This window comes from Cupriavidus gilardii, assembly GCF_017598945.1.
In the GTDB taxonomy this organism is placed as follows: domain Bacteria; phylum Pseudomonadota; class Gammaproteobacteria; order Burkholderiales; family Burkholderiaceae; genus Cupriavidus; species Cupriavidus gilardii_E.
The window spans coordinates 58848-85504 of the sequence record NZ_JAGFTW010000028.1; the positions used below are offsets into that span (position 1 = coordinate 58848).

Genomic DNA, 26657 nt, shown 5'->3' on the forward strand with positions numbered 1-26657 from the left:
GTGCCCGAACCGGTGCCGGATACTACATTCCTGTATCGAGGAGACTCCCATGCAAATCCAACGCGGCCGCCTGATCGACCATCTCCACCTGAAAGTCCGCAACCTCGCCGCGTCCCGCCGCTTCTACGGCGCCGTACTCGGCGTGCTGGGCATCGAGATCACCGATGGCGACGGCTACTTCTACGCCGACGAACTGTGGGTCGACGAAGGCACGCCCGGCCAGATCACGCACGCCCATTTCGCCTTCCAGGCCAAGGACCGCGAGACGGTCGACGCCTTCTACAAGGCCGGCCTGGCCGCCGACGGCCGCGACAACGGCGGCCCAGGCGAGCGCGACTATCACCCCGGGTACTACGCGGCGTTCCTGCTGGATCCGGACGGGAACAACGTGGAGGCGGTCTACCACGGGCCGCACCAGCGGTCGGTGGAGGCGGTGGTGGTCAGTTGGTGATCTCGCCCCGGATGGGAACACATTGAGCGCCGCCGTCTCGCATACTCCGTCTCACGAAACTGTGGCACCGGCAAGGGACTCTGATATAATCGCAGGCTTCCGGAGAGATGGATGAGTGGTTTAAGTCGCACGCCTGGAAAGCGTGTATGGGTTAATAGCCCATCGGGGGTTCGAATCCCCCTCTCTCCGCCATGACTTGCAGACTACGGCGCCCACTGAGGCGCCGTTTTGTTTTTTCGGTCCACCACAGTTACCAAGCTCATCGCACACTGAGTGATCTGTAACGTCGCGCGCCGTTTAGCACGAGTTTCCGCGCCGATTGGCACACCGAGGGGCAAAAAAAACCGCCGTGTCGGCGGTTCCCTTAACAGTCTTATCGCGCGGGCTGGTTTCGCCCTGCCACAAGGGCGTTTCGGTCGTAGATTTTGCGGACAAAGATGGTGTCCGGCACCAGTTCAGCGCCATCCCTTCCCAGCTTGTAAACCAGCGTCACATCTGCCACGATGATCTTCCGACCGTAGATGTCTGCCTCGTTGACGACCGGGTCCAGCTCGATCTTCACGCGCTTGGTCTTACCGTCGATCATGCCGGCCCAGCCGGTTTTCTTGCTGTCGAGGTCAGTGGCACGGATCTGGACCTCTACCCCATGCAGCTCTTCGAGCTTGCGCTGCTTGTCGATCTCGACCTTCTTAGGGGCCTCCCGAATCGCCGCAGGGGTCACGACCAGCACGTCACTGTCGTCGAGGCGCAAAGATGCGTCCGGATCGTTGCGGGCCGGCTTCAGCAGCTTAACGGCGCTCTTCGCCAACTCCTTCTTGTCGGAGACTGCTCCGGCGATGATTTCGGCCAACTGCTCCGGGGTCATGTTGGCCTCCGTCGCGCCGATATTGATAATCGTGTTGTTGTTTGCCTGGATGTTGGGCGCCGGGGTCTTAAGCGCATTGACCGCCAGCGTCACGCCATACAGCGCAATGCCTCCGATAACCGCACCGATAAGCAGATTCTTCACCGTTGGCTTCTCGTGAATTCTCTCCAGGAATTGGTCAAGCCCTGCTTGATCCTTGAAGAACAACTTGACGACAACTTCTTCGAGCAGGCTTCCGGATTCGATCCGTTCAACGAAAATCTCTGAGCGCTTGATCGGTACTTTCGTGACACCGCCCAGCACCCGGGGAAGCTCGGAAAGGATGTTCTCCAGCCCCTGCAACCCCTCGATGACGTCCGCGATCGGAACAGGATTCTTCGTGTTGTAGTAAAGGCGATGTGTTGCTGTGTAGACGAATTCTGTCATTGGCAGACCCAGAGCAGGCGGCTTTTTTGTGCCCGGAGTATGCCATATGGAGCACCTGTTAAGCCGTCGTGACAGGTAGCGAGTTAACCCTGGAACGACGGCCAAACTTTCCCCAGCCTTTTCAGTCCGCATCCCAGCCTCCATGGACTGGCTCGGCTCGATAGGGGCACCAAGTCCAGTACGAGCTCTTGTGGTGCCGGACCTTCTTTAGCTCAAAGAAAATTCGCACTCGGCCGGCGTGGCCGGCCTTGATCTCTACCTCGCCATGTACGGGGCCGAACGGATCTGGCGGCTGTAAGCGTCGGCTCGCTTCAGCAATGAAGTCGCCTGGCACCTTGCCCAAGATGCCGTTGGATGACGGAACGGGCGGCGCGGATGGCTCCAGTGGATCCGGCCGAAATCTCGACGGAAAGACGGGCGATGGAGAAGCGGGTAGCCATGCCGCCATGGTGGCGGTCGCGCGACTATCCGATGAGGTGGAAGGGTGTCAGCGGGCGGGGATCCGCCTTGAGAGAGAGGAAGCCCGCCGCGAATGCCGCTGCGAGCGTCTTTAACAGGGGCTTAACGGGGGTATCAGGGGGTGGGGTGTACCGTTGGGGCTCCCACCCCGAGAAGCGCATTACAGGCGCGACAGTGTCTGAATCGGTTTTGGAGCGTTTGATACCGGGATCGTCGGCTTAGGTGCCCCGCTCGAACGCCCCCGTTTGACCCTCGCGGGCAGCTCGAACAGGATCTCGGCTAGCGCTTCCGCAAAACGCAAGCAGCGTTCCGCATCTGCCCTGGTTGGCTCTGGATCGGTCGTATCTGCGTGCCGCTCCGCATTGGCGTCCAATCGCACCTCGTCCGCCCACTCTTTCATATCCGGCGTGATCAAGTGCTGGGTCGCGGCCTGATTGATCCGACCCGCCAGATTCGTGCCTTTGCCTCCCGGGATGCCGCACGCCGACAGCATGAAATCGACTGCGCGAGCGGATCCAACGATGCTAAGTGAAGGCGTTCTCAAGGCCGCGTGCGCATCCTGGAGGGCTTTGCGAGCCTTGTCTGGGATGTCGTTCGAGTATTGCTTAGGTGCCGGCCACAGGTCGAGGACATCGCCGGCAAGGGTCGCCTTAACCATCGTGCAATGCCTGCAGCTCTTGCACGATAGGATCACAAACCGATCTGCGAACGGTCCGTCGGACGTTAGCTGATGGTATTTGGTCTCAAGGTGGGGAGCGGCAATCCCGCATTGCGGACAGCGCTCAAGTCCGTACGGGACATCCGGCTGAGGCATATTTCCTCCGATCTTGTATTCCCTGGTTGAATGATCGGAGAAGTCTATCCGAAGATCGTCGCGAGGTAGCTGCCCACCGTCCTCTCAATCTCTTGCTCGTCGGTCGGTGTCAAGCGCAGGAATGGCCGAGCCGGGATCTTGGTCTTGCTGCCATTGGTCGTGTACCGGACCGGTGCGCGCCCGCTTGTGGGAAGCCTTGGCGAACACCGCAAGGCGGCCGTTCTTTCCCTGGCGTATTAGCTTGCCGGAGGCATCAGTCCGAAGGCGCACCCAGCCGGAGTGCGCTGCACGGGTGATTTCGCCGCCGAACTGGTGGATCGCCGCGTAGCGGATGTTCGTGGCGACCACGGCAGCGTCTGCCTCGGCCCTGGCCACAACTGAGCTGGCAAGGCGCCCGGAATCCTGCAGGATCTCGCCGCCGTCTCGGCGCTTGCGCGTCGCCGGTGCCCAGCCCAGCCCAGCCCAGCCCAGCCCAGCCCAGCCATTCGGGACGGCCTTCGCGCGCGAAGTTCTCCTCGACGGCGTCGGCCATGACGCCGGCGATGGCACGCATCAGAGGCCGCTTGCTGCGGGAGAACCCTTCCAGGCGCTTTGCCGCCTGGTCGACTTGGCTGAAATTAAGGCCGATCTCAATCATGGCCGTGCCTTGCTGTACAGAAGAAACGTGCCGCGCATCGCCTCGATGGCGCGCTCCCGGTCTGCGTCGGACGGGGCTCGTGCCGCGGCGACGCGCGCAAGCGACCGAGCGACTGGATCAAGGTCAAGCACCGAGCGCGGTGACGGCCGAAAGGTTCGGCGATAATGAAACTTCTGCTTTCGTTATGGCCTCCACATGGACATCCCGCAGATTCCCACTCGACCAAACCTCAATGCCGTTGACGGCATCCCGCTTCCGTCATCTACTCCTTGGGGAAACCTGACCCTGAAGTACATGGTATGGAGAGGCCAGCTTCATTTTGTCAATATTGAAGTCCGCCGGGCGTTCGAGTTGCATCATGCAGACGATGCAAACAGGGGGATCCTTCTGAACCAGCTTCACGCCCACTTTGTGGCTGAGCAAACCGTCCAAGCCATAAAGCGCCTCGCCGACGAGCTAGTCGCCATGATCGAGATGTTGCGCGCCGCCGCAAAGGCGAACACATACCCGCGCATGCTAAAGATCGATGGGATAGGCCCCCTCCTGGAGAAGGATGGCCCGACCTGGTTTGACGAGATACGGCCTGGCGTAGAACTGCTCAATTCCGTGGCAAATGCGCAAAAGCACTCCTTTCTCAACCGCGAGATCATCATGCGCGGCCTCGGCGAGCCCTGGGTCTTTACCCTTTCTGTTGACAGGAACCGGCTGAGCAAGGAACTGACCTTCATGCAGGTTCCCCTCCGGGCCATCGTCGATACATTCATTGCTTTGGTTCGCTTGGGTGACGCGGAGCTCTGGCGCATTCTTCGTGACCAGGAACATCCTCTTCCAAGCGATGGCTTTGAACCAGAACGCAGGGCTGGCACGCCGGGATCCGACATCCTGAAGCCGAAATGAGCAAGCCGATGGCCGAGACCATGAAGCTGAACGCCGAGGCCGCCAAGATGCAACGCGAGATCCGCTCGTACCCGGTTATCTGGGCCACCGGCCTGCTAGGCGCCGCCCTCGCCTTCGGCAAACTCTTCGCCTGATCTAAGACCGACCCGCCGCGAGGCCGGTTTTCTCTATGCGCTACTCCCCTCCCAAGCCCGAAGACCTGCAGCGTCTCAAGAACGAACTGGGCCTGACCGGCGAGCAGATGGCCGAACTGTTCGGCGTCGCGGGCGGCCAGCAATGGCGCAAGTACACGGGCCGCGCGCAACCGCGCGAGATGGCACCCCAGATGCTGTTTTTCGGGGCCGCCCGTTTGGCGTTGTCCGACGCCGAGTTGGAATGCGTCTTAACAAAGATTCGGGAAATCGGCGCAGAAATTCACATGCAAAGGGATGAGTCGTAGAACCGCTCACATTGACGCGCACTAATATAGAACTCGGGAAAACACAAATGTTCGACACCAACTCCGCACAATTTGAGTTAACCAACGGCATTCCGCTCTACAAATTCTACTCCCTCGATCCTTCACGTTGGACTTACTTCGAGCGACTACTCCTTCAAGGAGAAATCTACCTGTCGCATCCCAGTCAGTTCAACGATCCTTTTGACTGCGCGCCGGCCATGAACTCGCGCGGCGTCACTAACAAGAAGGAAATATTGCGGCTATTCAATGAGGCCGGAAAACGCACGCCAGACAGCAGGGAAACAAGACGATCTAAAGCAAGAACATTCGCCAGCACGCCTCGCAAGTGGCGGGAAGTGTTATTCCACAGCAAGGCCCTTCGATTCATCCAAGATGTTGGCGTTTTCTGCATGGCTTCACGGCGTGACCATCCCCTTATGTGGTCACATTACGCGAATAGCCATCGTGGAATATGCATAGAATTTGGTACGAAGACGGGCCTTTTCCAGGTAGCCAACAAGGTTATCTACTCAGAAGAGATGCCGGTATATGACTTAACTAGCGACGACTATAGTGAATATCGGAGTATATATCTTACCAAGGCTCCATTCTGGTCATATGAAAACGAATACCGCCTTCTGTGCCACCGTCGTGATCCCAAGAAACTCATAGAGTCACTCAAAGGAATGGAAAGCGATCACGACCTAATGACGTTTGCAGCAAGAGAGCGCACAACGGGCACACATAAAATCAGCACCTCATCAATAATATCGATCACCTTCGGCTGCGCGTGCCCGGAAGAGATCAAAGCTAAGGTGATAGCGCTGTGCAAAGATGCGAAGCTAGATATTGAGCTCTTCAATGCAAGAAAGAATCATCGGAGATTCGAGCTTGCGTTTTATCCCTACTAGTCCGTTGGCTCGACTCAACTGACCTTCGGCTGCCGATTCACTATCCATCCGTATGCCCTCCCGCAGGCTTGCCCGTAACTCGGCAGGGACAGCATATTCAGCCAAGACTCCTGCTCAGCGGTCAGCGCGGCAACGCCTCGACCGTTTTTCCGCGTCGCGCCGCGCCGTCGCCGAGCGCAGCAAGGACCGTCACCATGCACTCCTGCCACACATCGTAATCCGCTGCCGTTATATGCAATGGCCACGAGCCCGGCTATGGCAGTGAAGAAAAAGCGCGCGCGAGGTGTCCTAGCAAGCCAAGGTCATCTGCTACGCTATGGCGCGGCTGTTCAACGGGCAATGCCCCCAACTGGGGCGTCCTGGCACCGTGATTCCAAGACTGAACTGACAGGCCCACCTTCCTTTCTGAGCGCAGGGCAACACCCGGACGCGGAATTCGAGCGGCCGACTCTGTAGCCAAAATCAAAGTGCTTTAGGTTCTGGTCCCGCAGCGGAACTTTGCGTACCTAACCCACCCACTTGTACATCCGGGACGCTTGCAGACCCCTGACCACCAAGCTAGACTCATCGAATAGTCGAGAGCGCTGAGACATCGGTGCGTTGGACGATTGTTCCACTCGGCTTACCTCATACCTGAGCGGACCGCAATGCGGTCCGCTTTTTCGTTAGCGGGTGCGCTGTGTATCTTCTCTACCTCGATGAGTCGGGCCACGCCTACGATGCCAGGACGAAATTCTTCGTCCTGGCTGGGTTCTGTGTCTTTGAACGGCAGACTCACTGGCTCGAATCTCACATCGATCCGATCGCAGAGCGGTTCAGCACGACCGACCCCAGAAGCATCGAGTTCCATGGCGCGCCCATGCGCGCCGGAAAGGACGAGTGGCAAGGCATCAAGCCCGCCGATAGAGTCCAGGCGGTCGTCGATATTCTTGCCTTGCTGGCTGACCGCCAACTGAAGCTCAAGGTCTTCGCTTCAGTGATCGAGAAGAGCACGATGGCGACCGACGAGATCGTGCAACGAAGCTTCGAAAACGTCGCCAGCGAGTTTGATAAGTACTTGACGTCGCTGTATCTGGCAAGAAACTCCAACGCGCAGCGCGGACTCGTCATTGTCGACAAGACGAGCTACGAGGAAAAGCTCCAGGCTCTGTCACGAGTTTTCAAACATGAAGGGCATACGAACGGCAAGCTGCGGAACTTCGCCGAAGTGCCGCTTTTCCTCGATTCGAAGGCCTCTCGCCTCATCCAGATGGCGGATCTGATCGCGTACTGGATCTTTCGCTATTTTGAAAGCGGCGACGACAGAGGCTACAGGCTCATAGAGCCCTACATTCACGGCCGGAAGGGATGCAGGACTGGTCTGATCACTTCGCTATCCGCAGAGACAAACCAGCGGCTAGCCAGCATCCGCGGCGCCGAGTTCCCATTTCCGGCTCCTACACGACGCTCGTCTGCGTCGAACCACCGAAAAGGTTCGAACGTAACCTCCCGCACGGCTTCCGGCCTGTCCGTGCTCCGTTCCGCTACACCGCCGACACCGTCCCAGTCCCCGTCACCCGCGCCTCACCCAGCCCCTCCGGCGGCGCCGTAACGATCGACCGTAAGTCCGGCTCGGCCGGCGTTAGCCTGTCGAGATCCGGCTTCGGGCGCGCCAAGGCCGGCATCGACGCAAACGCCGACTCCATCGCCTCCGCCACGCCGAGCGTCAGCATATCGCCGCGGAACGGGCCGGTGATCTGCAGGCCGAACGGCATGCCCGCATCGTCGGTGCCGCATGGCAAGGCGATGCAGGGATGGGTGGTCAAGGTCACCACATAGGTCAGCGCCAGCCACCGGTAGTAGTTCTCCTGTTGGGCGCCATCGACGACGTCAGCGTAGAGCTGCGTCCACGGGAACGGCGAGACCGGCGTGGTCGGCGACAGGATCACGTCGTAGTCGCGGAAAGCCTGTTGGAACCTCTGCAGGATGCGGGTCTGCTCCGCTTGCGCCCATGCGCTGTCGACCAGCGACATGCGGGCGCCGATCTCGTAGTTGGCGCGCGTATTGGGCCCGAGGCTGTCGGGATCGCGTTCGTAGGTGTCGCGCAGCGAGGCGACGAAGCTCTCGGCGCGCAGCACGTCGAAGCAGCGATGCACGTCGCCCAGGTCGAACGCGACCTCGTCGCAAGACTTGAACAGGTGCCGCATCGCGGCGATGCGGGCACGAAAGACGCGGCGGATATCGGGATCGACGGCGCAGCTGCCGAAGTCCTCGGTCCAGCCCACGCGCAGTCCGGACAGATCGACGCGCGGCGGCGTCAGGAACGACAGCGGATCGACCGCATGGCTAAGCGGATCGCCCGCCGACTGGCCGGCTGTCGCCGCCAGCTGCAGGCAGGCATCGGCCACCGTTCGCCCCATCGGGCCGACCACCGAAATCGGCGTCCAGCCGAGCAGCTTGCGGGAGTTCGGCACGAGGCCAGGCGACGGACGAAAACCGACGACTCCGCATTTGGCCGCGGGGATACGCAACGACCCGCCCGTATCGGAGCCCGTGCAGACCGGCAGAAAGTCCGCCGCCAGTGCGGCAGCCGAACCGCCCGACGATCCGCCCGCATTCAGATTCGGATTGAACGGATTGCCGGTGGCACCCCACACGGCGTTGCGCGAATTTGCGCCCGCGCCCATCTCGGGAATATTGGTCTTGCCGACGACCACGGCGCCCGCCTGCCGCAGCCGCGCCACCAGCGTGTTGTCCTGCGCGGGCACATGGCTCCGGTACAGCGGCGAGCCGTACGTGGTCAGCAGGCCGGCGGTCGCCTCCAGGTCCTTGACCCCGAGCGGCAGCCCGTGCAGCAGGCCCAGCGACTCGCCGCGCATCACGGCCTGTTCGGCGGCCCTCGCCTCCTCGCGTGCGCGCTCGTAGCAGGTCGCCGTGATCGCGTTGATCAGCGGGTTGTAGCGCTCGATCCGCGCGATGCAGGCTTCGAGCAGTTCGACCGGCGAAATCTGGCGGGCGCCGATCAGGCGCCGCAGTTCGACGGCCGACAGCGCGGTCAATTGGTTCTCGTGGGACATCGCGGCTCAGTCCAGCTTGATATTGGCGCGCTGCGCGATGGCCCGCATCTGCGGGATTTCCTTCTCGATCATCGCGCCGACCTGCTTGCCCGACGCGAACGACGGCTCGATGCCGTTGTCGGCCAGCTTCTTGCGCGTGTCGGGGTCGGCGATCGTATCGGCCAGCGCCTTCTCCAGCTTGGCGTGCACCTCGGGCGGCAGGCCGCGCGGCGCGACCAGCGCGATCCACGTGCTGGCGTCCATACCGGGATAGCCGCCCTCCGCGACGGTCGGCACATTGGCCAGCAGCGACGAGCGCTTGGCGGTGGTCACGGCAATCGCCTTTACCTTGCCGGCGCGCACCTGCGGCAGCGCCGCGGCGACGGTGTCGATGCTGAAGGGAATCTGGCCGCCGATCAGATCGGTCATCGCAGGCGCACTGCCCTTGTACGGCACGTGCAGCAGCTTGGCGCCCGTCAGGTTCAGCAACTGCTCGCCGGCGAAATGCGCGGTGGTGCCGGCACCAAACGAACCGTACGAGTATTTGCCCGGCTCGTTCTTCGCCGCGGCGACGAACTCCTTCAGGTTGTTCACCGGCACATCGCGATTGGCCAGCAGGATCAGGCCGGTGACACCGATCAGGCCGATCGGCTCGAAATGCTTCTGCGGGTCGTACGGCAGCTTCGGATAGACCGCCGGGTTCACGGTGAACGTGGTGCCGGAACTGGCCAGCAGCGTATAGCCGTCCGCTGCGGACTTGGCGACGTAGCTGGCCCCGACCACCGTACCGGCGCCCGGGCGGTTCTCCACCACGATGGTCTTGCCGAGCCGCTCTCCCAGCTTCTGCGCGACGATGCGTCCGACCACATCGGTGGCGCCGCCGGGCGGAAATGGCAGAACCAGCTGGATCGGCCTGGACGGGAAGTTGTCCTGAGCCGAGGCGGCCGACGGCGCGATGGCAGCGAACGCCAGGCCAGTGGCGGCAAACAGGCAACGGACGGGTGAGGCGGAAGGACGCATGGGATGTTCTCGGGTAGGAATCCAAGGGGGCGCCGGCAGCAAGCGCGTCGGCTCGATGTCATCCTAATGTCAAACATCGCATAGAATCGTCGCAATGTTTCGAAAGCACGATTGCCGAAACGGCAATCGATAAAAGGCCGGGAGGAGCGGGTATTCCCGAAGACCGGCTGTCACTCTTGACGGGATATCCATGTCGTATCGCGCCTTGCAGGAGACCGCGGTGCGCTACTTCCTCGAAGTGGTCCGCACCGGTTCGGTCAAGGATGCGGCGATCAAGCTGAACGTCGCGCCCTCGGCCGTCAGCCGGCAGATCGCCAAGCTGGAGAGCGAGCTCGACACGCTGCTGTTCGACCGCCGCGCGCGCGGTCTGGTACCGAATGCGGCGGGCGAGCTGCTGGCCGCGTTCGCCAAGCGCTCGCAGCAGGACATCGAGCGCGTGGCCGGCGATATCCAGGCGCTGCGCGGCCTGCGTGTCGGGCGCGTGCGGCTGGCGGCCGTGGAAGGCATCGCGCACGAGTTCCTGCCGAATCTCGCCGCGAGTTTTCGCGAGACCCATGCAGGGATCCACTTCGAGCTGGAGGTCTGCCCGCAGGGCGATATCGCACGACGGATTCGCGACGGCGAGGCGGATATCGGCATCACGCTGGCGTGGTTGCCGGAGCCGGAAATCCACGTGGAGCTGCGGCATCCCGCACCGGTGCTGGCCGTGATGGCGCCGGACCATCCATTGGCGCGACATCGGCAGCTTTCGCTGGCGCAGGTCGCCACCTATCCGCTGGCGCTGCCGCCCAAAGACAGTTCCGTGCGGCAATTGCTCGACGCCGGCTGCAGCCGGCAGGGCCTGCGCTATCAGACGGTGTTCTCGAGCAATCAGCTCGATTCGCTGGTCAGCTTTGCCGCGGCAGGCGGCGGCGCGATCTGCTTCTACGGCGAGGTATCCATCCGCGGCCGACTCAAGGCGGGCACCATCGTCGCGGTACCGCTGCGCGATCGCGAGATGAACGAGCGGCAGATCGAGGTGCAGACGCTGGCCAATCGCAAGCTGCCGCCGGCCGCGCGGGCCTTCGTCGAGCATCTGCGGCAAGGCCTGATCGAATTTCCGCACTCGTGATTGCCGAAACCGCAATCGACCATTCCAAATATTGCGCCCGCCGCATGTCGTCATGCGCCAGGGACGCGGCGAAAATGCCGGACCCAACCTGACCCACGTCTTCAACCTCTCGCACGAGTCGCTGCCCTCATGTCACAGCAAATCCTCGTTCTCGGCGCCGGCATGGTCGGTGTCAGCACCGCCCTCGCGCTGCGCCAGCGCGGGCACGATGTCGTGCTCGTCGATCGCTCCGCGCCGGGCTCCGAGACCTCCTATGGCAATGCGGGCTTCATCCAGCGCGAGGCGGTGCAGCCGTATGCGTTCCCGCGCGACTGGAAGACGATCCTGCGTGTGATCGCCCGTCAGGGCAACGACGTGCATTACCACCCCGGCGCGATGCTGCGGCTGTTGCCCGTGCTGGCGCGGTACTGGCGCGAATCGGCACCGGACCGCTACGCCGGCACGATCGCCGCCTATGCGGCACTGGTCCGGCACTGCGTCAGCGAGCACGAACAATGGATCGCCGCCGCCGGTGCCGAGGACTTGATCAGCAAGTCGGGATGGCTCGAGGCATACCGCACCGAACGCGCCTTCGATGACACGGCGCGAACCGCGACGACGGTCGCGCGCGAGCACGGACTCGATTGCGCCGTTCTCGACGGTGCCGCGCTGCAGGCCGCCGAGCCCGCGTTGCATGGCGGCCTGGCAGGCGCGATCCATTGGCGCGACCCCTGGACCGTCAGCGATCCGGGCGAACTCGTGCAACGCTATGCGGCGCTGTTCGAACGGCAAGGCGGCATCGTGCGGCGAGGCGACGCGACGACGCTCAAGCCCGACGGCAGCGGCTGGCGCGTGACGACGGACGCCGGGCCACTGTCCGCGGCGCAGGCCGTCATTGCGTTGGGTCCGTGGGCGCCTGCGCTGACGCGGCCGTTGGGGTATCGCCTGCCGCTGTTCATCAAGCGGGGCTACCACCGCCACTATGCGAGCGCGCGCATGCCTTCGCTGCCGCTGCTGGACGCGGAACGCGGCTTCGTGCTCGCACCGATGCGGCGCGGCCTTCGCGTGACCACGGGCGCGGAATTCGCGCACCACGACGCACCGCCGACGCCCGTGCAATTGGCCGCCGCCGAGCGCTACGCGCGCGAGCTCGTCGATCTGGGCGCGCCGGTCGAGCCGCAGCCCTGGATGGGCGCGCGTCCCTGCGTGGCCGACATGCGGCCCCTGGTCGGACGCGCCCCGCGCCATCGCGGCCTGTGGTTCCACTTCGGCCATGCGCATCAGGGCTTCACGCTGGGCCCGGCAACCGCGCGGCTGCTGGCCGAACTGATCGACGGCGAGACGCCCTACGTCGACCCGCGCCCCTACGATCCCGCGCGCTTCCAGTAACGCAGCAAGGCATGCAAAATCCGATGGCAGCAACGGCAAGACACGCCGGTCGCCGCTCGCGCAACGCTTCAGCGACGCTCGGCCAACCCATCGGAGGTCGCATGCATCTCGAAGGCTCCTGCCACTGCGGCGCCGTCCGCTTCAGCGTGGAATCGCCCTGGCCCTACCCCTACCTGCATTGCTACTGCTCGATCTGCCGCAAGACCGCGGGCGCCGGCGGCTATGCCGCCAATATCGGCGCGCTCCATGACACCTTGCGCGTCCGCGGCCGGCAGCATATCGGCATCTATCACGCCGTGATGCGTGAACTCGGCAAACGCGCCAGGCGTTCGCCGATGGAGCGGCATTTCTGCACCCAATGCGGCAGTGCGCTGTGGATACGCAATCCGGACGAACCGGAGCGCGTCTATCCGCATGCCTCAGCCATCGATACCCCGCTGCCGCGTCCGCCGGAGATCGTCGAAGCGGAGCTCGACTCCGCGGCGCCGTGGGTCGAGGTGCCCGGCGGCAAGGGACATGTGCACTGCGCGCAGTGGCCCGTGGAGTCGCTGGCGCAATGGCATCAGCGGCACGGACTGGAGCAGCGCTGAACCGTTTTCGCTCAGGACGGATCGCTGGCGCGGCTCACGCGGCGAAGCGCGAGCGGCATCGACGTGCCTGTTATTCTTCGGCCTCCGTCGACACACGAGACCGCGCCATCCCATGCACTGGATCTACCTGTCCATCGCCATCGTCGCCGAGGTCATCGCCACTACCGCGCTCAAGGCCGCCGCCGGCTTTACCCGTCCCCTGCCCTCGCTGGTCGTCGTCACCGGCTATGCCATCGCCTTCTTCTGTCTGTCGCTGACGCTGCGCACCGTGCCGATCGGCATCGCCTATGCGATCTGGTCCGGCGTCGGCATCGTGCTGGTGTCGGTGGCGGCGTGGCTGCTGTTCGGCCAGCGGCTCGATGTGCCGGCGCTGCTCGGTATCGCCCTGATCATGGCGGGCGTGCTGGTCATCAATCTGTGGTCGAAGTCGGTCACGCATTGAAAGGCGCGGCGCCGTCGCGCGCCACCCTGCTTCCGCGCACCCGTCCCCATTGCGCTCATGCACCCTACCGACACCCTGCCCACACCCTACCGACACCCTACCAAGTGCAAACAAATGTAAGCACTTTTAAAAGTGCCGTGGAAGCGACCATAATTTGTAAAAACTGCAGTACCCTAATAACAATCGATTAAGACATTACTAAATATCGATATAAACAAAACTAAAGTCAAACCACTGGCAAACGGAAATTCGGCGAAACCGCGCGGTCATTTCATTGCAGCGGCCGGGATCGAATTCCAGCGCCATTTTTGACCGAAGCATTCCGGGGGGCATCCGGGCGCAGCCCATGCCAATTGATGGTTATTCCATTGCCATGGAATAACCAGGGTCATTGTCGCGGTCTGTCGCCATCGCCTGATTCAGCCAACCCGTTTTGCCGCGGTTTTTGCCGCGGCCCTTTGTGGGATCGCCTGTAGCGTTCGCCGGCTCGGCGTGCGCTCGTTTTTTGGCAGGACGGAATCTGGCGTATGGCACAAACCCGCATTGGAACGGACGCGATCGTCGCGTCCAGCTGCGCGCAGGCGCAGGATTGGCTCTCTCGCCACTATCCCGGCATCGCGCTCGAGGCCGATGGCAGCCGGCCCAGGCTTGACATCCAGATCGACTATCTCGACGGCATGGCGGTGCATACGCTCGCCACCGACACCACGCTGTGCCTGCGGCTGCCTTGCCAGCACGACGGCTATCTGCTGGTCACGCACGCCGACGGCCAGCTGTCGCTCGCGACCGCGCAGGACGGACTGCGGCCCTTGCCGGCAGGCACCACCGTCGCCGATGCCAGGCGCGTTACCGCATGGGGATTCGGTCCGGGCCGCTACGAAATCATCCGGATCGATGCGGCCCGCCTGCATGGCCGGCTATCGCAGTCGATCGAACGCCCGGTGACGCACCGCGTGAAATTCTCGCCGCCGGGCAGCGGCGTGCCTACCGGGGTGCGTTTCGCGGGCGAGCTGGTGCGGGCGGCGCGGCGCTATTTCAACGCGGATGGCGGCCCGCACGCCATCGCCCCGGATATCGTGCAGAGCGTGCAGGACGCCGTGATCTTCGCCATGCTCAAGGAGATCCCGCACAACTACTCGGTCTATATGGCGCGCCGGCATAGCGGCCCTTCGCCGCGGCATGTGCGCCGGGCGATCGAATACATCCACGCCAACGCCACCGCGGCGCTCGGACTGGCCGACATCGCGACCGCCGCCCGTGTCAGCATCCGCACGCTGCAGGCCGGCTTTGCCAAGTTCAAGGGCTTCACGCCGATGGCATATGTGAAACGGGTGCGCCTGGAGGGCGCCCACGCCGACCTGCGTACCGCCGGCGCGGAGCAGTCCATCGCCGACATCGCACGGCGCTGGGGTTTCAGCCATCTCGGACAATTCGCCAGGGACTATCGGATGGCCTTTGGCGAAACACCTTCCGAGACCCGTCGCGGCGAGTGACCGGCATTGTTTATATGAATCGCCGGCAATGAAATAAATATCGCTCAGATCAGAATTAATTCAAGCGAGGATTAATACCCCTGCGCCTACCGGCGTAGGGGTATTTTTGTTTTAAATCGCGCGCCGCCATTAATGGCTGTTCGGCGAATCATTATCAAAAAAACGCAAGCCCTATCAATCGCACGCACTATATCGCTTACCGCACGGACCAGGCCATACCGCCACTTGGAAATCACTTATACCCTGCACTTCCAATAGTCAGATGAGTGAGCAGTAGTCCCGATCGATCCAAGGAGATAGGCATGGCTTCGTCAGCTGTTCTGCAAAACCACATCGATGTCGCGGTGCCCGTGGGGACCAAGACCATCGCGGCGCCGGAGGGGGCTGCCAATTTCCTGGTCGCCGGCAACAAGGACAACGTCGCCAACTATGCGCGCGAAGGCAACGACCTGCTGATCGAATTCAAGGACGGCCAGACGCTGCGCATCCAGGGCTTCTTTGCCAATGGCGTCAACTTCAACAACCTGGTGTTCGTCGAGGGCGAGTCGCGCTGGCTGGCCACCTTCGATCAGGCACTGGTGGCGGGCGGCGACAGCGTACTCGAATCGGCTGTGGTCTACGAGCCGATCGCCGACAGCAGCGCGGCGCTGCTGGGCATCCTTGGCCTGGCCGCGGGCGCCGGCGTGATCGCTGCGGCCGCGGGCGGAGGTGGCGGTGGCGGCGACGACAGCCGGCCGGCACCGGGCCGCCCGACGGTCAGCCTGCTCGACGACCAGACCCCTGTCACCGGGACGATCGCCAATGGCAGCGCGACCAACGATGCCACGCCGACGTTGCAGGGTAGCGGCGCCGTGCCCAATGGCCGCATCCATATCTCGATCGACGGCCAGCCGCCGGTGACCGTCAACGCCGATGCCAACGGCAACTGGAGCTATACGCCGCCGGCGCTGGCGGCGGGCCAGCACCAGATCGTCGTCACGCAGACCGGCACCGACGGCAGGACCAGCGAGCCCACCGTGATCGATATCGCCGTGGATACCGCGGCGCCGGCCACGCCGACCGTCAATCCGAGCAATGGCGCGGCACTCAGCGGTACCGCCGAGGCCGGCAGCACGGTCGGCATCGACCTGAACGGCGACGGCACGCCCGACGCCACGGTGACCACCGACGGCAATGGCAACTGGACCTATACGCCGACCTCGCCGCTGCCCGACGGCACCACCGTCACGGTCGTCGCGACCGATCCGGCCGGCAACACCAGCGAGCCGGCTTCGACCACCGTCGACGCCCAGCCGCCGGCGACGCCGACCGTCGCCCCGACCAACGGCACCACGCTGACCGGTACCGCGGAAGCGGGCAGCACCGTTGCCATCGATCTGAACGGCGACGGCACGCCCGACGCCACGGTGACCACCGACGGCAATGGCAACTGGACCTATACGCCGACCTCGCCGCTGCCCGACGGCACCACCGTCACGGTCACCGCCACCGACGCGGCGGGCAATACTAGCGGGCCCGCGACCGCAACGGTCGATGCCGCCGCGCCTGACGCTCCGGCAATTGCCAGCGTCACCGACGACAGCGACCCGGTCAGCGGGCCGCTGAGCTCCGGCGGCAGCACCAACGACACCACGCCGACGATCGCCGGGACCGCGGAAGCGAACAGCACGGTCCAGATCTTCAACGGCACCACGCTGCTGGCCACCGTGACCGCGGATGCCAGCGGCAACTGGACCTTCACCCCGTCGACTCCGCTGGCCGACGGCAACTATTCGCTGACAGCCACGGCCACCGATGCGGTCGGCAATGTCAGCGGTCCCAGCACCGCGTTCGTCGTCACGGTGGATACCGCCGCGCCGGCTGCGCCTGCCATCACGCAGGCGAACAGCACCACGCTCGGCGGCACCGCCGAAGCCGGCAGCACGATCGCGATCGACCTGAACGGCGACGGCACTCCGGACGCCACCGTCACCGCCGACGGCAACGGCAACTGGAGCTACACGCCCACCACGCCGCTGACCGACGGCACCACGGTCAGCGTGACGGCGGTCGATGCCGCCGGCAACAGCAGCGGGCCGGTCACCGCCACCATCGACTCGGTCGCGCCCGGCGCACCGGCGATCGGCAGCGTCACCGACGATGTGGACCCGGTCAGCGGCACGCTGAGCCCCGGCGGCACCACCAACGACGCCACGCCGACGATCGCCGGCACCGCGGAAGCGACCAGCACCGTCCAGATCTTCAACGGCACCACCCTGCTGGGCACCGCGACCGCAGACGGCACCGGCAACTGGACCTTCACGCCCGGCACGCCGCTGGCCGATGGCAGCTACTCGCTGACCGCCGTCGCTACCGATGCGGCCGGCAACACCGGCCCAGCCAGCACGGCATTCAATTTCACCGTCGATACCGCTGCACCTGCCGTGCCGCTGATCACGCAGGCCAGCGGCACGACAATCGCGGGCACCGCCGATGCGAACAGCACCATCGCGATCGACACCAATGGCGACGGCACGCCTGAGGCGACCGTGACCGCCGACGGCAGCGGGAACTGGACATACAGCCCGACCACGCCGCTCGCCGATGGCACCACGGTCAGCGTCACCGCCACCGATGCTGCGGGCAACACCAGCGGACCGGCGACGGAGGCGATCGACGCGGTGCCGCCCGCCGTGCCGACCATCGCGCCGACCAACGGCACGCTGCTCCAGGGCACCGCGGAAGCGAACAGCACCGTCAATATCGACACCAACGGCGACGGCACGGCCGATGCCACTGTCACGGCCGATGGCAGCGGGAACTGGACGTACACCCCGACCACGCCGCTGGCGGACGGTACCGTCGTCAGCGTCACGGCCACCGATGCGGACGGCAACGTCAGCGCGCCGGCCACCGAGACCGTCGATGCCGCGGCGCCCGCGCTGCCGACCATCGATCCGACCAACGGCACGCTGCTCCAGGGCACCGCCGAGGCGGACAGCACGGTCAATATCGACACCAATGGCGACGGCACGGCCGATGCCACCGTCACGGCCGACGGCAGCGGCAACTGGACCTACACGCCGACCACGCCGTTGCCCGACGGCACCGTCGTCACCGTCACCGCGACCGATGCCGCAGGCAACACCAGCGCGCCGGCCACCGAGACGGTCGACGCTGCAGCGCCGACCGCACCTTCGATCGACACGGTGGTCGACGACGCCGATCCGGTCTCCGCGCCACTGACCTCCGGCGACAGCACCAACGACACCACGCCGACGATCGCCGGTACCGCGGAAGCGAACAGCACGGTCCAGATCTTCAACGGCACCACGCTGCTCGGCACCGTGATCGCCGACGGCAGCGGCAACTGGACCTTCACGCCGACCACGCCGCTGACCGACGGCAGCTACGCGCTGACCGCGACGGCGACCGACGCGGCAGGCAACACCGGCCCGGCCAGCGCGGCGTTCGACTTCACGCTGGACACCGCCCCGCCGGCCCAGCCGTCGGTCAACGACAGCAACGGCACGACGCTGACGGGCACCGCCGAGGCGAACAGCACCGTCAATATCGACACCAACGGCGACGGCACGCCCGAGGCCACGGTCGTCGCGGACGGCAGCGGCACCTGGACCTACACGCCGACCACCCCGCTGCCCGACGGCACCGTGGTCAGCGTCACCGCGGTCGACGCCGCCGGCAACGTCAGCACGCCGGATACGGTGACGATCGACGGCACGCCGCCCGCCGCACCGACGATCGACAGCGTGACCGACGATACCGGCACGGTCAGCGGCCCGGTGGCATCGGGCGCCAGCACCAACGACACCACGCCGACGATCGCCGGCACGGCCGAGGCCAACAGCACGGTCCAGATCTTCAACGGCACCACGCTGCTTGGCACCGTGACCGCGGACGGCACCGGCAACTGGTCCTTCACGCCGACCACGCCGCTGACTGACGGCAATTACTCGCTGACGGCCGTCGCCACCGACACCGCGGGCAACGCGGGCCCGGCCAGCACGGCGTTCGATTTCACGGTCGACACCGCGCCGCCGGCCGTGCCGCTGATCACCCAGGCCAGCGGCACGACGATTGCCGGCACCGCCGACGCGAACAGCAGCATCGCGATCGACACCAACGGCGACGGCACCGCCGACGCCACCGTCACGGCCGACGGCAGCGGCAACTGGACCTACACGCCGGCCACGCCGTTGCCCGACGGCACCGTCGTCAGCGTCACGGCGAGCGATGCCGCTGGCAACACCAGCGCGCCGGCCACCGACATCGTCGATGCCGCGGCGCCGACCGCCCCGTCGATCGATACGGTGGTGGACGACGTCGATCCGATCTCCGCCCCACTGACCTCCGGCGACAGCACCAACGACACCACGCCGACGATCGCGGGGACGGCCGAGGCCAACAGCACGGTCCAGATCTTCAACGGCACCACGCTGCTCGGCACCGTCACCGCCGACGACAGCGGCAACTGGACCTTCACGCCGACCACGCCGCTGACCGACGGCAGCTATGCGCTGACCGCCACCGCCACCGATGGCGACGGCAATACCGGACCCGCCAGCACGGTCTTCAATCTGACGGTCGACACCGCGGCGCCCGGCCTGCCGTTGATCACGCAGTTCACCGGCAACACCATCGCCGGCACGGCGGAGGCCAACAGCACCATCGGCATCGATACCAATGGCGACGGCACTGCCGACGCGACCGTCATCGCGGACGGCAGCGGCAACTGGACCTATTCGCCGGCCACGCCGCTGGCCGACGGCACCGCCATCGCGGTCACCGCGACCGACGCCGCAGGCAACGTCAGCGCGCCTGCCACCGCGACCATCGATGCCACCGTGCCGGCCCTGCCCGTCATCGCGAGCGTGACCGACGACGTCGATCCGGTCAGCGGCGCATTGACCTCGGGAGACAGCACCAACGACGGCACGCCGACGATCGCCGGCACGGCCGAGGCCAACAGCACGGTGCGGATCTTCAACGGCACCACGCTGATCGGCACCGTGACCGCCGACGGCACCGGCAACTGGTCCTTCACGCCGAGCACGGCGCTGGCCGACGGCAGCTATTCGTTGACGGCGACCGCGACCGACGCGGCGGGCAACGTCAGCGGCAGCAGCACGGCGTTCAACCTGACCGTCGATACCGCGGCACCAGCCGCGACGCTTGCCATCACCGGCATGACCGACGATACGGGCACCGCTGGCGACTGGACCACCGGCGATACCGCGCCGACCTTCTCCGGCACGCTCAGCGCCCCGCTGGCCGAGGGCGATCGGATCGAGGTCAGCTACGACGGCGGCAATACCTGGACGCAGGCTACCGTCAACGGCACGAGCTGGTCGTGGTCGGCAAGCAATCATCAGTTCGCCGACGGCAGCCATTCGGTGACGGTGCGCATGATCGACGCCGCCGGCAACCTCGGCACCAGCGACACGCAGACCTTCACGATCGCGACCAACGTCGCGCCGGAGGTATCGGCGCAGGAGTCGGGCGGTCTGCTCGGCATCGTCGACGCCAATGTGCTGGGGCTGATCGACCTGAGCGCGCAGCAGGTGTTCGGGGCGAGCGACTACAACAACAACATCGAGCAGGTGGTGCTGCGCTACGGCGGACTGCTCGGCCTGCCGCTGCAGCGCCTCGGATACAACGCCGACCTTGCCGCGGAGCTGGGCATCAACGTGGTTCCGGTGCACAACCCGGGTCTTGCCGGCGTGGTTGGAGCGTCCTCCACGCTGACGATCACGTCGGTCGATGGCGGTCCGATCGATACGCTGCGCCTGAACGAGCTGCTCGGCTCGGTGACGATCGAAGGCGGCCTGCTAGGCGTCAGCCTGGACCTGCTGTCGAACTTCACGATCACGGCGACGGACACCACGGGATTGACCGATACGGCCAATGCCACGCAACTGGCCAGTGCCGAGGTACTGGCCGGACTGCTCGGCTCGAGCCAGTCGACCGCGATCGTCGAAGGCACCGCGTCCGCCGACACGGTCGATGGCACCAGCGGCAGCGACCGCCTGTACGGCTACGCCGGCGACGACACGCTCAACGGCGGCGACGGCAACGACCTGCTGCGCGGCGGCGCGGGCAACGACACGCTCAATGGGGGCAACGGCAACGATCTGCTGATCGGCGGCGCCGGCAACGACACGATGAGCGGCGGCGCCGGCGGCGACGTGTTCCTGTACGAGGTCACCGCCAACGATGGCACCGGCGGCAACGGCAGCGACATCATCACCGACTTCACGGTGGGGACCGCGCCGGGCCAGGCGGGATCCGACGTCATCGATCTGTCGAGCCTGCTGGTCGGCTACACCGGCGACGGCGATGGCCCGGCGCACTACGTCGACGGCGTGGCGACCATCGACGACGGCGACAACATCGGCGACTACCTGACCGCCACCAGCGACGGCACCAACACGGTCATCAGCATCGACCGCGACGGTACCGGCAGCGCCTTCGGCTCGGAAACACTGGTCACGCTGAACAACGTCAACACCGATCTGGAAACGCTGCTGGCCAATCGCCAGGTTCTCGTCTGAGCGAGGCGGGCGGCGGGCTCCCCGTCCCGCCGCCCGCTTCGCCGGACCCTTTTCACCTGACCTGCCACAAGGAGCCCCGCCCCACTGCATCGACCGCCCTGCAACACCTTGCAATACCCCGTCGGCCGCGACGCTGCCTCGCGACCGATGCGCGGCCACATGTCAAAAGCCTTCACCGCGGACCGTGGTGATTCCGTGAAACCGACATCGTTGAGATCCATCGTGGCCCTCTTTTCCAACGGAGCGCGGACCCGGCAGCGCCCGCTCCGCTCCCGGCATCCCGCCGGGCACACGCTGCGAACCTTGCCGCCATCGGCGACGCTGTCCGCATTGACCGCACTGGCGGTACTTGCCGCCCCCTGCCCCGGCCCGGCATCGGCCGCGCCCTATACCGCTTCGCCGCCCTTGGCGAGCGCGGCAGGCTTGCCAACCCCATCGGCTCCGCAACGCATCGCCCTGGACGGCCTGACGCTGCGCAACGCGGTCGGCATCGCGATCGCGCGCCATCCCGATATCAGCCGCGCCAACGCGGTGGTCACGCAGAACCTGTCCGAGATCTCGGTGGCCAAGGCCGCCTGGTACCCGAAGATCGAGTACGGCGTGCAGCCGGGCTATGGCGGCAGCTTCGGCAGCGGCGGCAACGACCTCGGCTCGCGCGCGTCGGTCGGCGCCAGCCAGCTGCTCTACGACTTCGGCCGTACCCGCAGCAAGATCTCCGCGGCCGACGCCAATCTGGGCAAGAGCCAGCATCAGCTCGCCGACACCGTCGAGACGGTGGCCGCCAATACCGCCGATACCTTTGTCGAACTGGCGGCAAGCCAGGCCGTGATCGCCGCCGCGCAGCGTCAGGTGGCATCGATGGAGGAAACCCGCGCACGCATCGGCGAGCGCGTGCGCGCCGGCCTGTCGGTGTCGTCCGACCGTGACCTGGCCGAAGTCGCCACGCTGCGTGCCAACGCCGAAGTGCTGAAGGCACGCAACCGCTTCGATGTCGCCGCGGCCAAGCTGGCCGAGCTGATCGGTGCCCGTCCGCGGCAGGTATCCGATCTGACCCATACCGGCACCGTGATCGAGAGCATCACGCGCGAAGGCGGCGGTGGACGCGACGAGCAGATCGACGAGACGCCATCGGTGCTGGCCGCGCGCGCCGCCGTCGAAGCCGCGGCCGCCAATGTCGATCTCGCCAAGGCGGAACGCTATCCCTCGGTCAGCGTCGGCGTCAGCCGCTCGTTGTCGACCGGACGCGCCAATGCCAACGACGATACCTGGGTCGGCCTGTCGATCCGCGGCGACTTCTCGCTGGGCCGCCTCGCCCAGCATCGCATCGCCGCGGCGCAGGCGCAGGAACGCGCCGCCGCCGACGCGCTGGACAATCAGCGCCTGCGCACGCGCACCGCGCTGTATGCCGCGCAGACCGAAGCCGAGGGCGCGGCCGCGCGGCTGGCCAGCTATCGCAACGTGATCGAGCTGTCGCGCTCGTCGCGCAATCTCTACTGGCAGGAATACATGCTGAACAAGCGCTCGCTGACCGAGGTCATCACCCGCGACCGCGAGATCTTCCTGGCCGAGGAAGAATGGATCAACGCCATGGCCGACGGCATCCGCGCCCGCATCAAGGCGTATGCGGCGGTCGGCAAGTTCGTGGAGCTGCTGCGGCAGCAGGAAGGGACACGCGATGAATGACCCCACCCCATTGAGCGCGCTGGCACAGGCGGAGCACGCACTGGCCGGTGATGCCGACGGTCCGGCACCGGCCGATGCGGCGCTGCAGCCGTGGATCGATGCCGTGCTGATGGCGGCGCGGCAATTGAACGTGCAGAGCTCGCCCGAGCAGTTGCGCAATGCCGCCGCGTGGGCCGAGGCCGGCAAGCAAGCGTCCGAGTCCGCCATCGTCGAGCTGGCGGCGTCCGGTGGTCTCGCTGCGCAGTTCGTCGATCTGCCGGCGGCATCGCTGTCGCCGGTGATGCTGCCGGTACTGGTGCCGCTCGGCCGGCAGGTCGGCATGGTGATCGCCGTCGTCAACGGCGTGGCGACCCTGCTGCTGCCGCTCGACGGCAAGCCCGTCGAGCGCAGCATCACGCTCGACACGCTGTCGCGCGAAGCGAGCGGCCGGATGCTGCTGGTGCAGGCACGCGCGACCCGGCGCGGCGATCGGCTCGACGCCTATCTGCGTGCGGCGCCGGGTTCCTGGCTGAGCGGCATCTTCACCACGCATTGGCGCACGCTGCTCGATCTGGGTCTGGGCTCGCTGTTCGGCAATCTGCTGGCGGTCGGCACCTCGCTGTTTGCGATGCAGGTGTGGGACCGCGTGGTGCCGGCGCGCTCGCTGCATACGCTGTGGGTGCTGGCCTCGGGCGTGGCGCTCGCGCTGGCGCTGGAACTGCTGATCCGCACCGCGCGCGTCTCGATCACCGACCACTTCGGCAAACGCGTCGACATGAAGCTGTCGGCGATGTTCTTCGCCCGCGTGCTCGATATCCGCAACGATGCGCGGCCGCGTTCGCCCGGCACGCTGATCGCGCAGCTGCGCGACCTCGAACAGCTGCGCGAGCTGCTGACCTCTAGCACGCTGGGCGTGCTGATCGACCTGCCGTTCGTGGCCGCCTTTCTGTTCATCATCTGGGTACTGGGCGGCTGGCTGGTGGCGATCCCGCTGGCCGCGATCCCGCTGCTGATCCTGCCGGGGCTGCTCGCGCAGATTCCGCTGGCCAGGCTCTCGCGCGAAGGGATGGCCGAGGCCGCGCTGCGCAACGCGATCCTGATGGAATCGATCTACCGCGCCGAGGACATCAAGTCGCTGCAGGCCGAGCCGCGCTTTCGCGGGCTGTGGGACCACGCCAACGAGGTCAACGGCGCGATCGGGCTGAAGCAGCGCTTTATCGCGGGGCTGCTGGTCAACGTCTCGCAGACGGTGCAGCAGGTCGCCTATGTCGGCGTCGTGATTGCCGGCGTCTACGGCATCCTCGACGGCAACCTGTCGTTCGGCGCGGTGCTGGCCTGCTCGATCCTGACCAGCCGCACCATCGCGCCGCTGGCGCAGATTCCCGCGGTGCTGGGCCGCATCCAGAACGCGCGCGTCGGCAAGAAGGCGCTGGACGAGCTGCTGCGGCTGCCGGTGGACCACGATCCCGACAAGGACACCTATCACAAGCCGGTGCTGCGCGGCGGCTATCGCTTCGAGAACGTCACCTTCCGCTTCGATCCGCAGGAAAAGCCGGTGCTGACGATTCCGCAGCTGCGCATCATGCCGGGCGAGCGCATCGCGATCCTCGGGCGCGTCGGCGCCGGCAAGTCGACGCTGCTGCGGCTTGCCGGCGGGCTGGCGACGCCGACGCAGGGACGCATCGTGCTTGACGAGACGCCGATGGCATTGATCGACGTCGCCGACGTCCGCCGCGACATCGGCAGCGTGCTGCAGGAATCGAGCCCCTTCTATGGCACGTTGCGCGACAACCTGTTGATCGCCAATCCGCTCGCCGCCGACGAACAGCTGCTGCGCGCGCTGCGGATCGCCTGCGCGGACCAGCTGTTGCTGAATCAGCCGCACGGGCTGGACCTGCGCATCCGCGAAAACGGCCTCGGTCTTTCCGGCGGCCAGAAGCAGGTGCTGATTCTGGCGCGGACCTTCCTGCGCGATCCGCAGATCCTGCTGCTCGACGAACCGACCGCATCGCTGGACGAAGGCACCGAGCTGGCGGTGATCGAGCGGATGCGCCAATGGATGGGCCGCCGCACGCTGATCGTCGCGACGCACCGCTATCCGGTGCTGTCGCTGGTCGACCGGATCATCGTGGTCGATCGCGGGCGCATCGTGCGCGACGGACCGAAAGACGAGGTGCTGGCCGCGCTCAAGCGCACCGCGGCGCCACGGCCGCCGGCGCCGCAAGCTGCAGGCGCTTCAAGTACGGCCTCGACGCCTGCATCGGCAGCCGTGCCGCCGGCGGCAGCGGCAACTGCAGCGGAGTAGCCATCATGGACGGAATCTCGATGCGTGCACGATTCGAAGACGGCGCCGGCGGCGCGCGCCTGCTGCTGTGGCTGGGCATCGGCGCCATCGCCGCCTTCCTGGTGTGGGCGATCTTCGCCAGCCTGGACGAAGTGGCGATCGGCGAAGGCAAGGTCACGCCCGCCTCCAAGGGCCAGATCATCCAGAGCCTGGAGGGCGGCATCCTGGCCGAGCTGGCGGTGCGCGAAGGCGATGTAGTCGAGGCCGGCCAGCAGCTCGCCACGCTGGACCCGGTGCAGGCGCGCTCGTCGATGGAGGAAACGCTGGAGCGCATCGCCGCACTGCAGGCGCGGGCGGCGCGGCTGCATGCCGAGATGAACGACGCCGACTCGGTCAACTTCCCCGCCGAGCTGGCGCGCGATACCGCCGTGGTCGAACGCGAACGGCAGCTGTTCGTCGCCAACCGGCGCGCCTTCCGCGAGAACCTCGCCAACCTGCGCCAGCAGTTGCGCCTGGCCGAGCAGGAACTGCAGATCGCGCTGCCGCTGCTGCGCACCGGCGCCACCAACGAGGTCGAGATCCTGCGGCTGCGGCAGAAGGTGGCGGAGTTCGCGACCAAGCTCGACTCGACGCAGAGCGAGTACTACGTCGCGCTGAAGGCCGACTACGCCAAGACCATGGCGGACCTGGGCCCGCTGCTGAAGGTGCGCGAGGGGCGCGCCGACCAGTTGCGGCGCACCGCGATCACCTCGCCGGCGCGCGGCATCGTCAAGGACATCCGCGTCTCCACCATCGGCGGCGTGATCACGCCGGGCGGCGTGCTGATGGAGATCGTGCCGCTGGGCGACCAATTGCTGATCGAGGCGCGGCTGTCCCCCCGCGACATCGCCTTCATCCATCCGGAGCAGGAGGCCACGGTCAAGATCACCGCGTTCGAGCCATCGATCTACGGCACGCTGCCGGCCAAGGTCGACCGCATCTCGCCCGACACCATCGAGGACCAGGTCGACCGGCGCATCTACTACTACCGCGTCTATGTGCTGACCGAGCACGCGTATCTGGAAACGAAGGAGGGCAAGCGCCATCCGATTCTGCCCGGCATGGTGGCAACGGCAGAGATCCGCACGGGACGCCGAACCGTGATGGACTATCTGATCAAACCGCTGAACCGCGCGGCGGAGGCGCTGCGCGAACGCTAGCGA

At 65.6% G+C, this 26657-nt stretch carries 20 protein-coding genes, 1 tRNA gene and 1 pseudogene; 16 read left to right on the top strand and 6 right to left on the bottom strand.

Features of this window, described 5'->3' with window-relative positions; genetic code table 11:
• The first annotated feature begins 49 nt into the window (after positions 1–49).
• Entirely contained in the window at positions 50–451 is a 402-nt protein-coding gene (locus J5T34_RS10185; protein ID WP_208579643.1) for a VOC family protein, read from the top strand.
• A 101-nt stretch (positions 452–552) separates the two neighbouring features.
• Positions 553–643 (top strand) — tRNA-Ser (locus tag J5T34_RS10190).
• 181 nt (positions 644–824) lie between these two features.
• Here J5T34_RS10190 and J5T34_RS10195 read toward each other — a convergent pair.
• From J5T34_RS10195 to J5T34_RS24170, 4 genes and pseudogenes are all read right to left on the bottom strand, one after another.
• The gene (locus J5T34_RS10195; protein WP_208579644.1) at positions 825–1742 is read right to left on the bottom strand and encodes a hypothetical protein; all 918 of its coding nucleotides are present in this window, start codon (positions 1740–1742) and stop codon (positions 825–827) included.
• 619 nt (positions 1743–2361) lie between these two features.
• The gene (locus J5T34_RS10200; RefSeq protein ID WP_208579645.1) at positions 2362–2859 is read right to left on the bottom strand and encodes a DUF4145 domain-containing protein; all 498 of its coding nucleotides are present in this window, start codon (positions 2857–2859) and stop codon (positions 2362–2364) included.
• A gap of 200 nt (positions 2860–3059) precedes the next feature.
• Positions 3060–3227: a phage virion morphogenesis protein gene (locus tag J5T34_RS24165; protein WP_432207650.1), complete on the bottom strand. Its 168-nt coding sequence runs from the start codon at positions 3225–3227 to the stop codon at positions 3060–3062.
• Between the two features lie 133 nt (positions 3228–3360).
• Positions 3361–3564: pseudogene (locus J5T34_RS24170) on the bottom strand (hypothetical protein); the annotation flags it as partial.
• A gap of 283 nt (positions 3565–3847) precedes the next feature.
• On the opposite strand from J5T34_RS24170, the gene J5T34_RS10210 reads away from it, so the two are divergent.
• From J5T34_RS10210 to J5T34_RS10230, 5 genes are all read left to right on the top strand, one after another.
• A complete protein-coding gene (locus J5T34_RS10210) occupies positions 3848–4549 on the top strand; it encodes a hypothetical protein (RefSeq protein ID WP_208579647.1) in 702 nt (233 codons plus the stop codon).
• Positions 4546–4683, top strand: a complete 138-nt coding sequence (locus J5T34_RS10215; RefSeq protein WP_208579648.1) for a hypothetical protein — start codon at positions 4546–4548, stop codon at positions 4681–4683. The genes J5T34_RS10210 and J5T34_RS10215 overlap by 4 nt, the downstream gene beginning before the upstream one ends.
• A 35-nt stretch (positions 4684–4718) precedes the next feature.
• Positions 4719–4988 carry a hypothetical protein gene (locus tag J5T34_RS10220; RefSeq protein WP_208579649.1) on the top strand — a complete coding sequence of 90 codons (270 nt, stop codon included), beginning with the start codon at positions 4719–4721 and terminating at the stop codon, positions 4986–4988.
• Between the two features lie 47 nt (positions 4989–5035).
• Positions 5036–5899 (top strand): DUF2971 domain-containing protein, encoded by an 864-nt coding sequence (locus J5T34_RS10225; RefSeq protein WP_208579650.1) that lies wholly within the window; start codon positions 5036–5038, stop codon positions 5897–5899.
• A 679-nt stretch (positions 5900–6578) separates the two neighbouring features.
• Complete coding sequence (locus tag J5T34_RS10230) at positions 6579–7490, top strand: DUF3800 domain-containing protein (RefSeq protein WP_208579651.1); 912 nt, start codon at positions 6579–6581, stop codon at positions 7488–7490.
• Here J5T34_RS10230 and J5T34_RS10235 read toward each other — a convergent pair.
• Both J5T34_RS10235 and J5T34_RS10240 read right to left on the bottom strand, forming a co-directional pair.
• On the bottom strand, positions 7423–8955 hold the full coding sequence (locus J5T34_RS10235) for an amidase (RefSeq protein ID WP_208579652.1): 1533 nt from the start codon (positions 8953–8955) through the stop codon (positions 7423–7425). The two genes, J5T34_RS10230 and J5T34_RS10235, sit on opposite strands and share 68 nt — an antisense overlap.
• Before the next feature lie 6 nt (positions 8956–8961).
• Complete coding sequence (locus J5T34_RS10240) at positions 8962–9954, bottom strand: Bug family tripartite tricarboxylate transporter substrate binding protein (RefSeq protein WP_208579653.1); 993 nt, start codon at positions 9952–9954, stop codon at positions 8962–8964.
• Between the two features lie 190 nt (positions 9955–10144).
• Between J5T34_RS10240 and J5T34_RS10245 the strand changes: the two genes are divergently transcribed.
• The 9 genes from J5T34_RS10245 to J5T34_RS10285 all read left to right on the top strand — a co-directional run bounded on the left by J5T34_RS10245 (position 10145) and on the right by J5T34_RS10285 (position 26654).
• Positions 10145–11065, top strand: a complete 921-nt coding sequence (locus J5T34_RS10245) for a LysR substrate-binding domain-containing protein (protein ID WP_208579654.1) — start codon at positions 10145–10147, stop codon at positions 11063–11065.
• A 129-nt stretch (positions 11066–11194) separates the two neighbouring features.
• On the top strand, positions 11195–12433 hold the full coding sequence (locus J5T34_RS10250; RefSeq protein WP_208579655.1) for an NAD(P)/FAD-dependent oxidoreductase: 1239 nt from the start codon (positions 11195–11197) through the stop codon (positions 12431–12433).
• Between the two features lie 101 nt (positions 12434–12534).
• Positions 12535–13023: a GFA family protein gene (locus J5T34_RS10255; RefSeq protein ID WP_208579656.1), complete on the top strand. Its 489-nt coding sequence runs from the start codon at positions 12535–12537 to the stop codon at positions 13021–13023.
• 112 nt (positions 13024–13135) lie between these two features.
• Positions 13136–13465 carry a DMT family transporter gene (locus J5T34_RS10260; RefSeq protein WP_208579657.1) on the top strand — a complete coding sequence of 110 codons (330 nt, stop codon included), beginning with the start codon at positions 13136–13138 and terminating at the stop codon, positions 13463–13465.
• A 527-nt stretch (positions 13466–13992) separates the two neighbouring features.
• Positions 13993–14958 (top strand): helix-turn-helix transcriptional regulator, encoded by a 966-nt coding sequence (locus J5T34_RS10265; protein WP_208579658.1) that lies wholly within the window; start codon positions 13993–13995, stop codon positions 14956–14958.
• Positions 14959–15260: 302 nt separating this feature from the next.
• Positions 15261–21509 (top strand): Ig-like domain-containing protein, encoded by a 6249-nt coding sequence (locus J5T34_RS10270; RefSeq protein ID WP_208579659.1) that lies wholly within the window; start codon positions 15261–15263, stop codon positions 21507–21509.
• Positions 21510–21668: 159 nt separating this feature from the next.
• Positions 21669–23192, top strand: a complete 1524-nt coding sequence (locus J5T34_RS10275; protein WP_432207651.1) for a TolC family protein — start codon at positions 21669–21671, stop codon at positions 23190–23192.
• Positions 23185–25476 carry a type I secretion system permease/ATPase gene (locus J5T34_RS10280; protein ID WP_208579661.1) on the top strand — a complete coding sequence of 764 codons (2292 nt, stop codon included), beginning with the start codon at positions 23185–23187 and terminating at the stop codon, positions 25474–25476. Before J5T34_RS10275 ends, J5T34_RS10280 begins: the two co-directional genes overlap by 8 nt.
• A 20-nt stretch (positions 25477–25496) precedes the next feature.
• The gene (locus tag J5T34_RS10285; RefSeq protein ID WP_244258809.1) at positions 25497–26654 is read left to right on the top strand and encodes an HlyD family efflux transporter periplasmic adaptor subunit; all 1158 of its coding nucleotides are present in this window, start codon (positions 25497–25499) and stop codon (positions 26652–26654) included.
• Positions 26655–26657: the final 3 nt, after the last annotated feature.

Bases quoted from the DNA above. Each gene is read 5' to 3' on its own strand.
- J5T34_RS10185 (WP_208579643.1), top strand. From the start codon at position 50: ATGCAAATCCAACGCGGCCGCCTGATCGACCATCTCCACCTGAAAGTC.
- J5T34_RS10195 (WP_208579644.1), bottom strand. From the start codon at position 1,742: ATGACAGAATTCGTCTACACAGCAACACATCGCCTTTACTACAACACG.
- J5T34_RS10200 (WP_208579645.1), bottom strand. From the start codon at position 2,859: ATGGTTAAGGCGACCCTTGCCGGCGATGTCCTCGACCTGTGGCCGGCA.
- J5T34_RS10210 (WP_208579647.1), top strand. From the start codon at position 3,848: ATGGACATCCCGCAGATTCCCACTCGACCAAACCTCAATGCCGTTGAC.
- J5T34_RS10215 (WP_208579648.1), top strand. From the start codon at position 4,546: ATGAGCAAGCCGATGGCCGAGACCATGAAGCTGAACGCCGAGGCCGCC.
- J5T34_RS10220 (WP_208579649.1), top strand. From the start codon at position 4,719: ATGCGCTACTCCCCTCCCAAGCCCGAAGACCTGCAGCGTCTCAAGAAC.
- J5T34_RS10225 (WP_208579650.1), top strand. From the start codon at position 5,036: ATGTTCGACACCAACTCCGCACAATTTGAGTTAACCAACGGCATTCCG.
- J5T34_RS10235 (WP_208579652.1), bottom strand. From the start codon at position 8,955: ATGTCCCACGAGAACCAATTGACCGCGCTGTCGGCCGTCGAACTGCGG.
- J5T34_RS10240 (WP_208579653.1), bottom strand. From the start codon at position 9,954: ATGCGTCCTTCCGCCTCACCCGTCCGTTGCCTGTTTGCCGCCACTGGC.
- J5T34_RS10245 (WP_208579654.1), top strand. From the start codon at position 10,145: ATGTCGTATCGCGCCTTGCAGGAGACCGCGGTGCGCTACTTCCTCGAA.
- J5T34_RS10250 (WP_208579655.1), top strand. From the start codon at position 11,195: ATGTCACAGCAAATCCTCGTTCTCGGCGCCGGCATGGTCGGTGTCAGC.
- J5T34_RS10255 (WP_208579656.1), top strand. From the start codon at position 12,535: ATGCATCTCGAAGGCTCCTGCCACTGCGGCGCCGTCCGCTTCAGCGTG.
- J5T34_RS10260 (WP_208579657.1), top strand. From the start codon at position 13,136: ATGCACTGGATCTACCTGTCCATCGCCATCGTCGCCGAGGTCATCGCC.
- J5T34_RS10265 (WP_208579658.1), top strand. From the start codon at position 13,993: ATGGCACAAACCCGCATTGGAACGGACGCGATCGTCGCGTCCAGCTGC.
- J5T34_RS10270 (WP_208579659.1), top strand. From the start codon at position 15,261: ATGGCTTCGTCAGCTGTTCTGCAAAACCACATCGATGTCGCGGTGCCC.
- J5T34_RS10275 (WP_432207651.1), top strand. From the start codon at position 21,669: ATGTCAAAAGCCTTCACCGCGGACCGTGGTGATTCCGTGAAACCGACA.
- J5T34_RS10280 (WP_208579661.1), top strand. From the start codon at position 23,185: ATGAATGACCCCACCCCATTGAGCGCGCTGGCACAGGCGGAGCACGCA.
- J5T34_RS10285 (WP_244258809.1), top strand. From the start codon at position 25,497: ATGCGTGCACGATTCGAAGACGGCGCCGGCGGCGCGCGCCTGCTGCTG.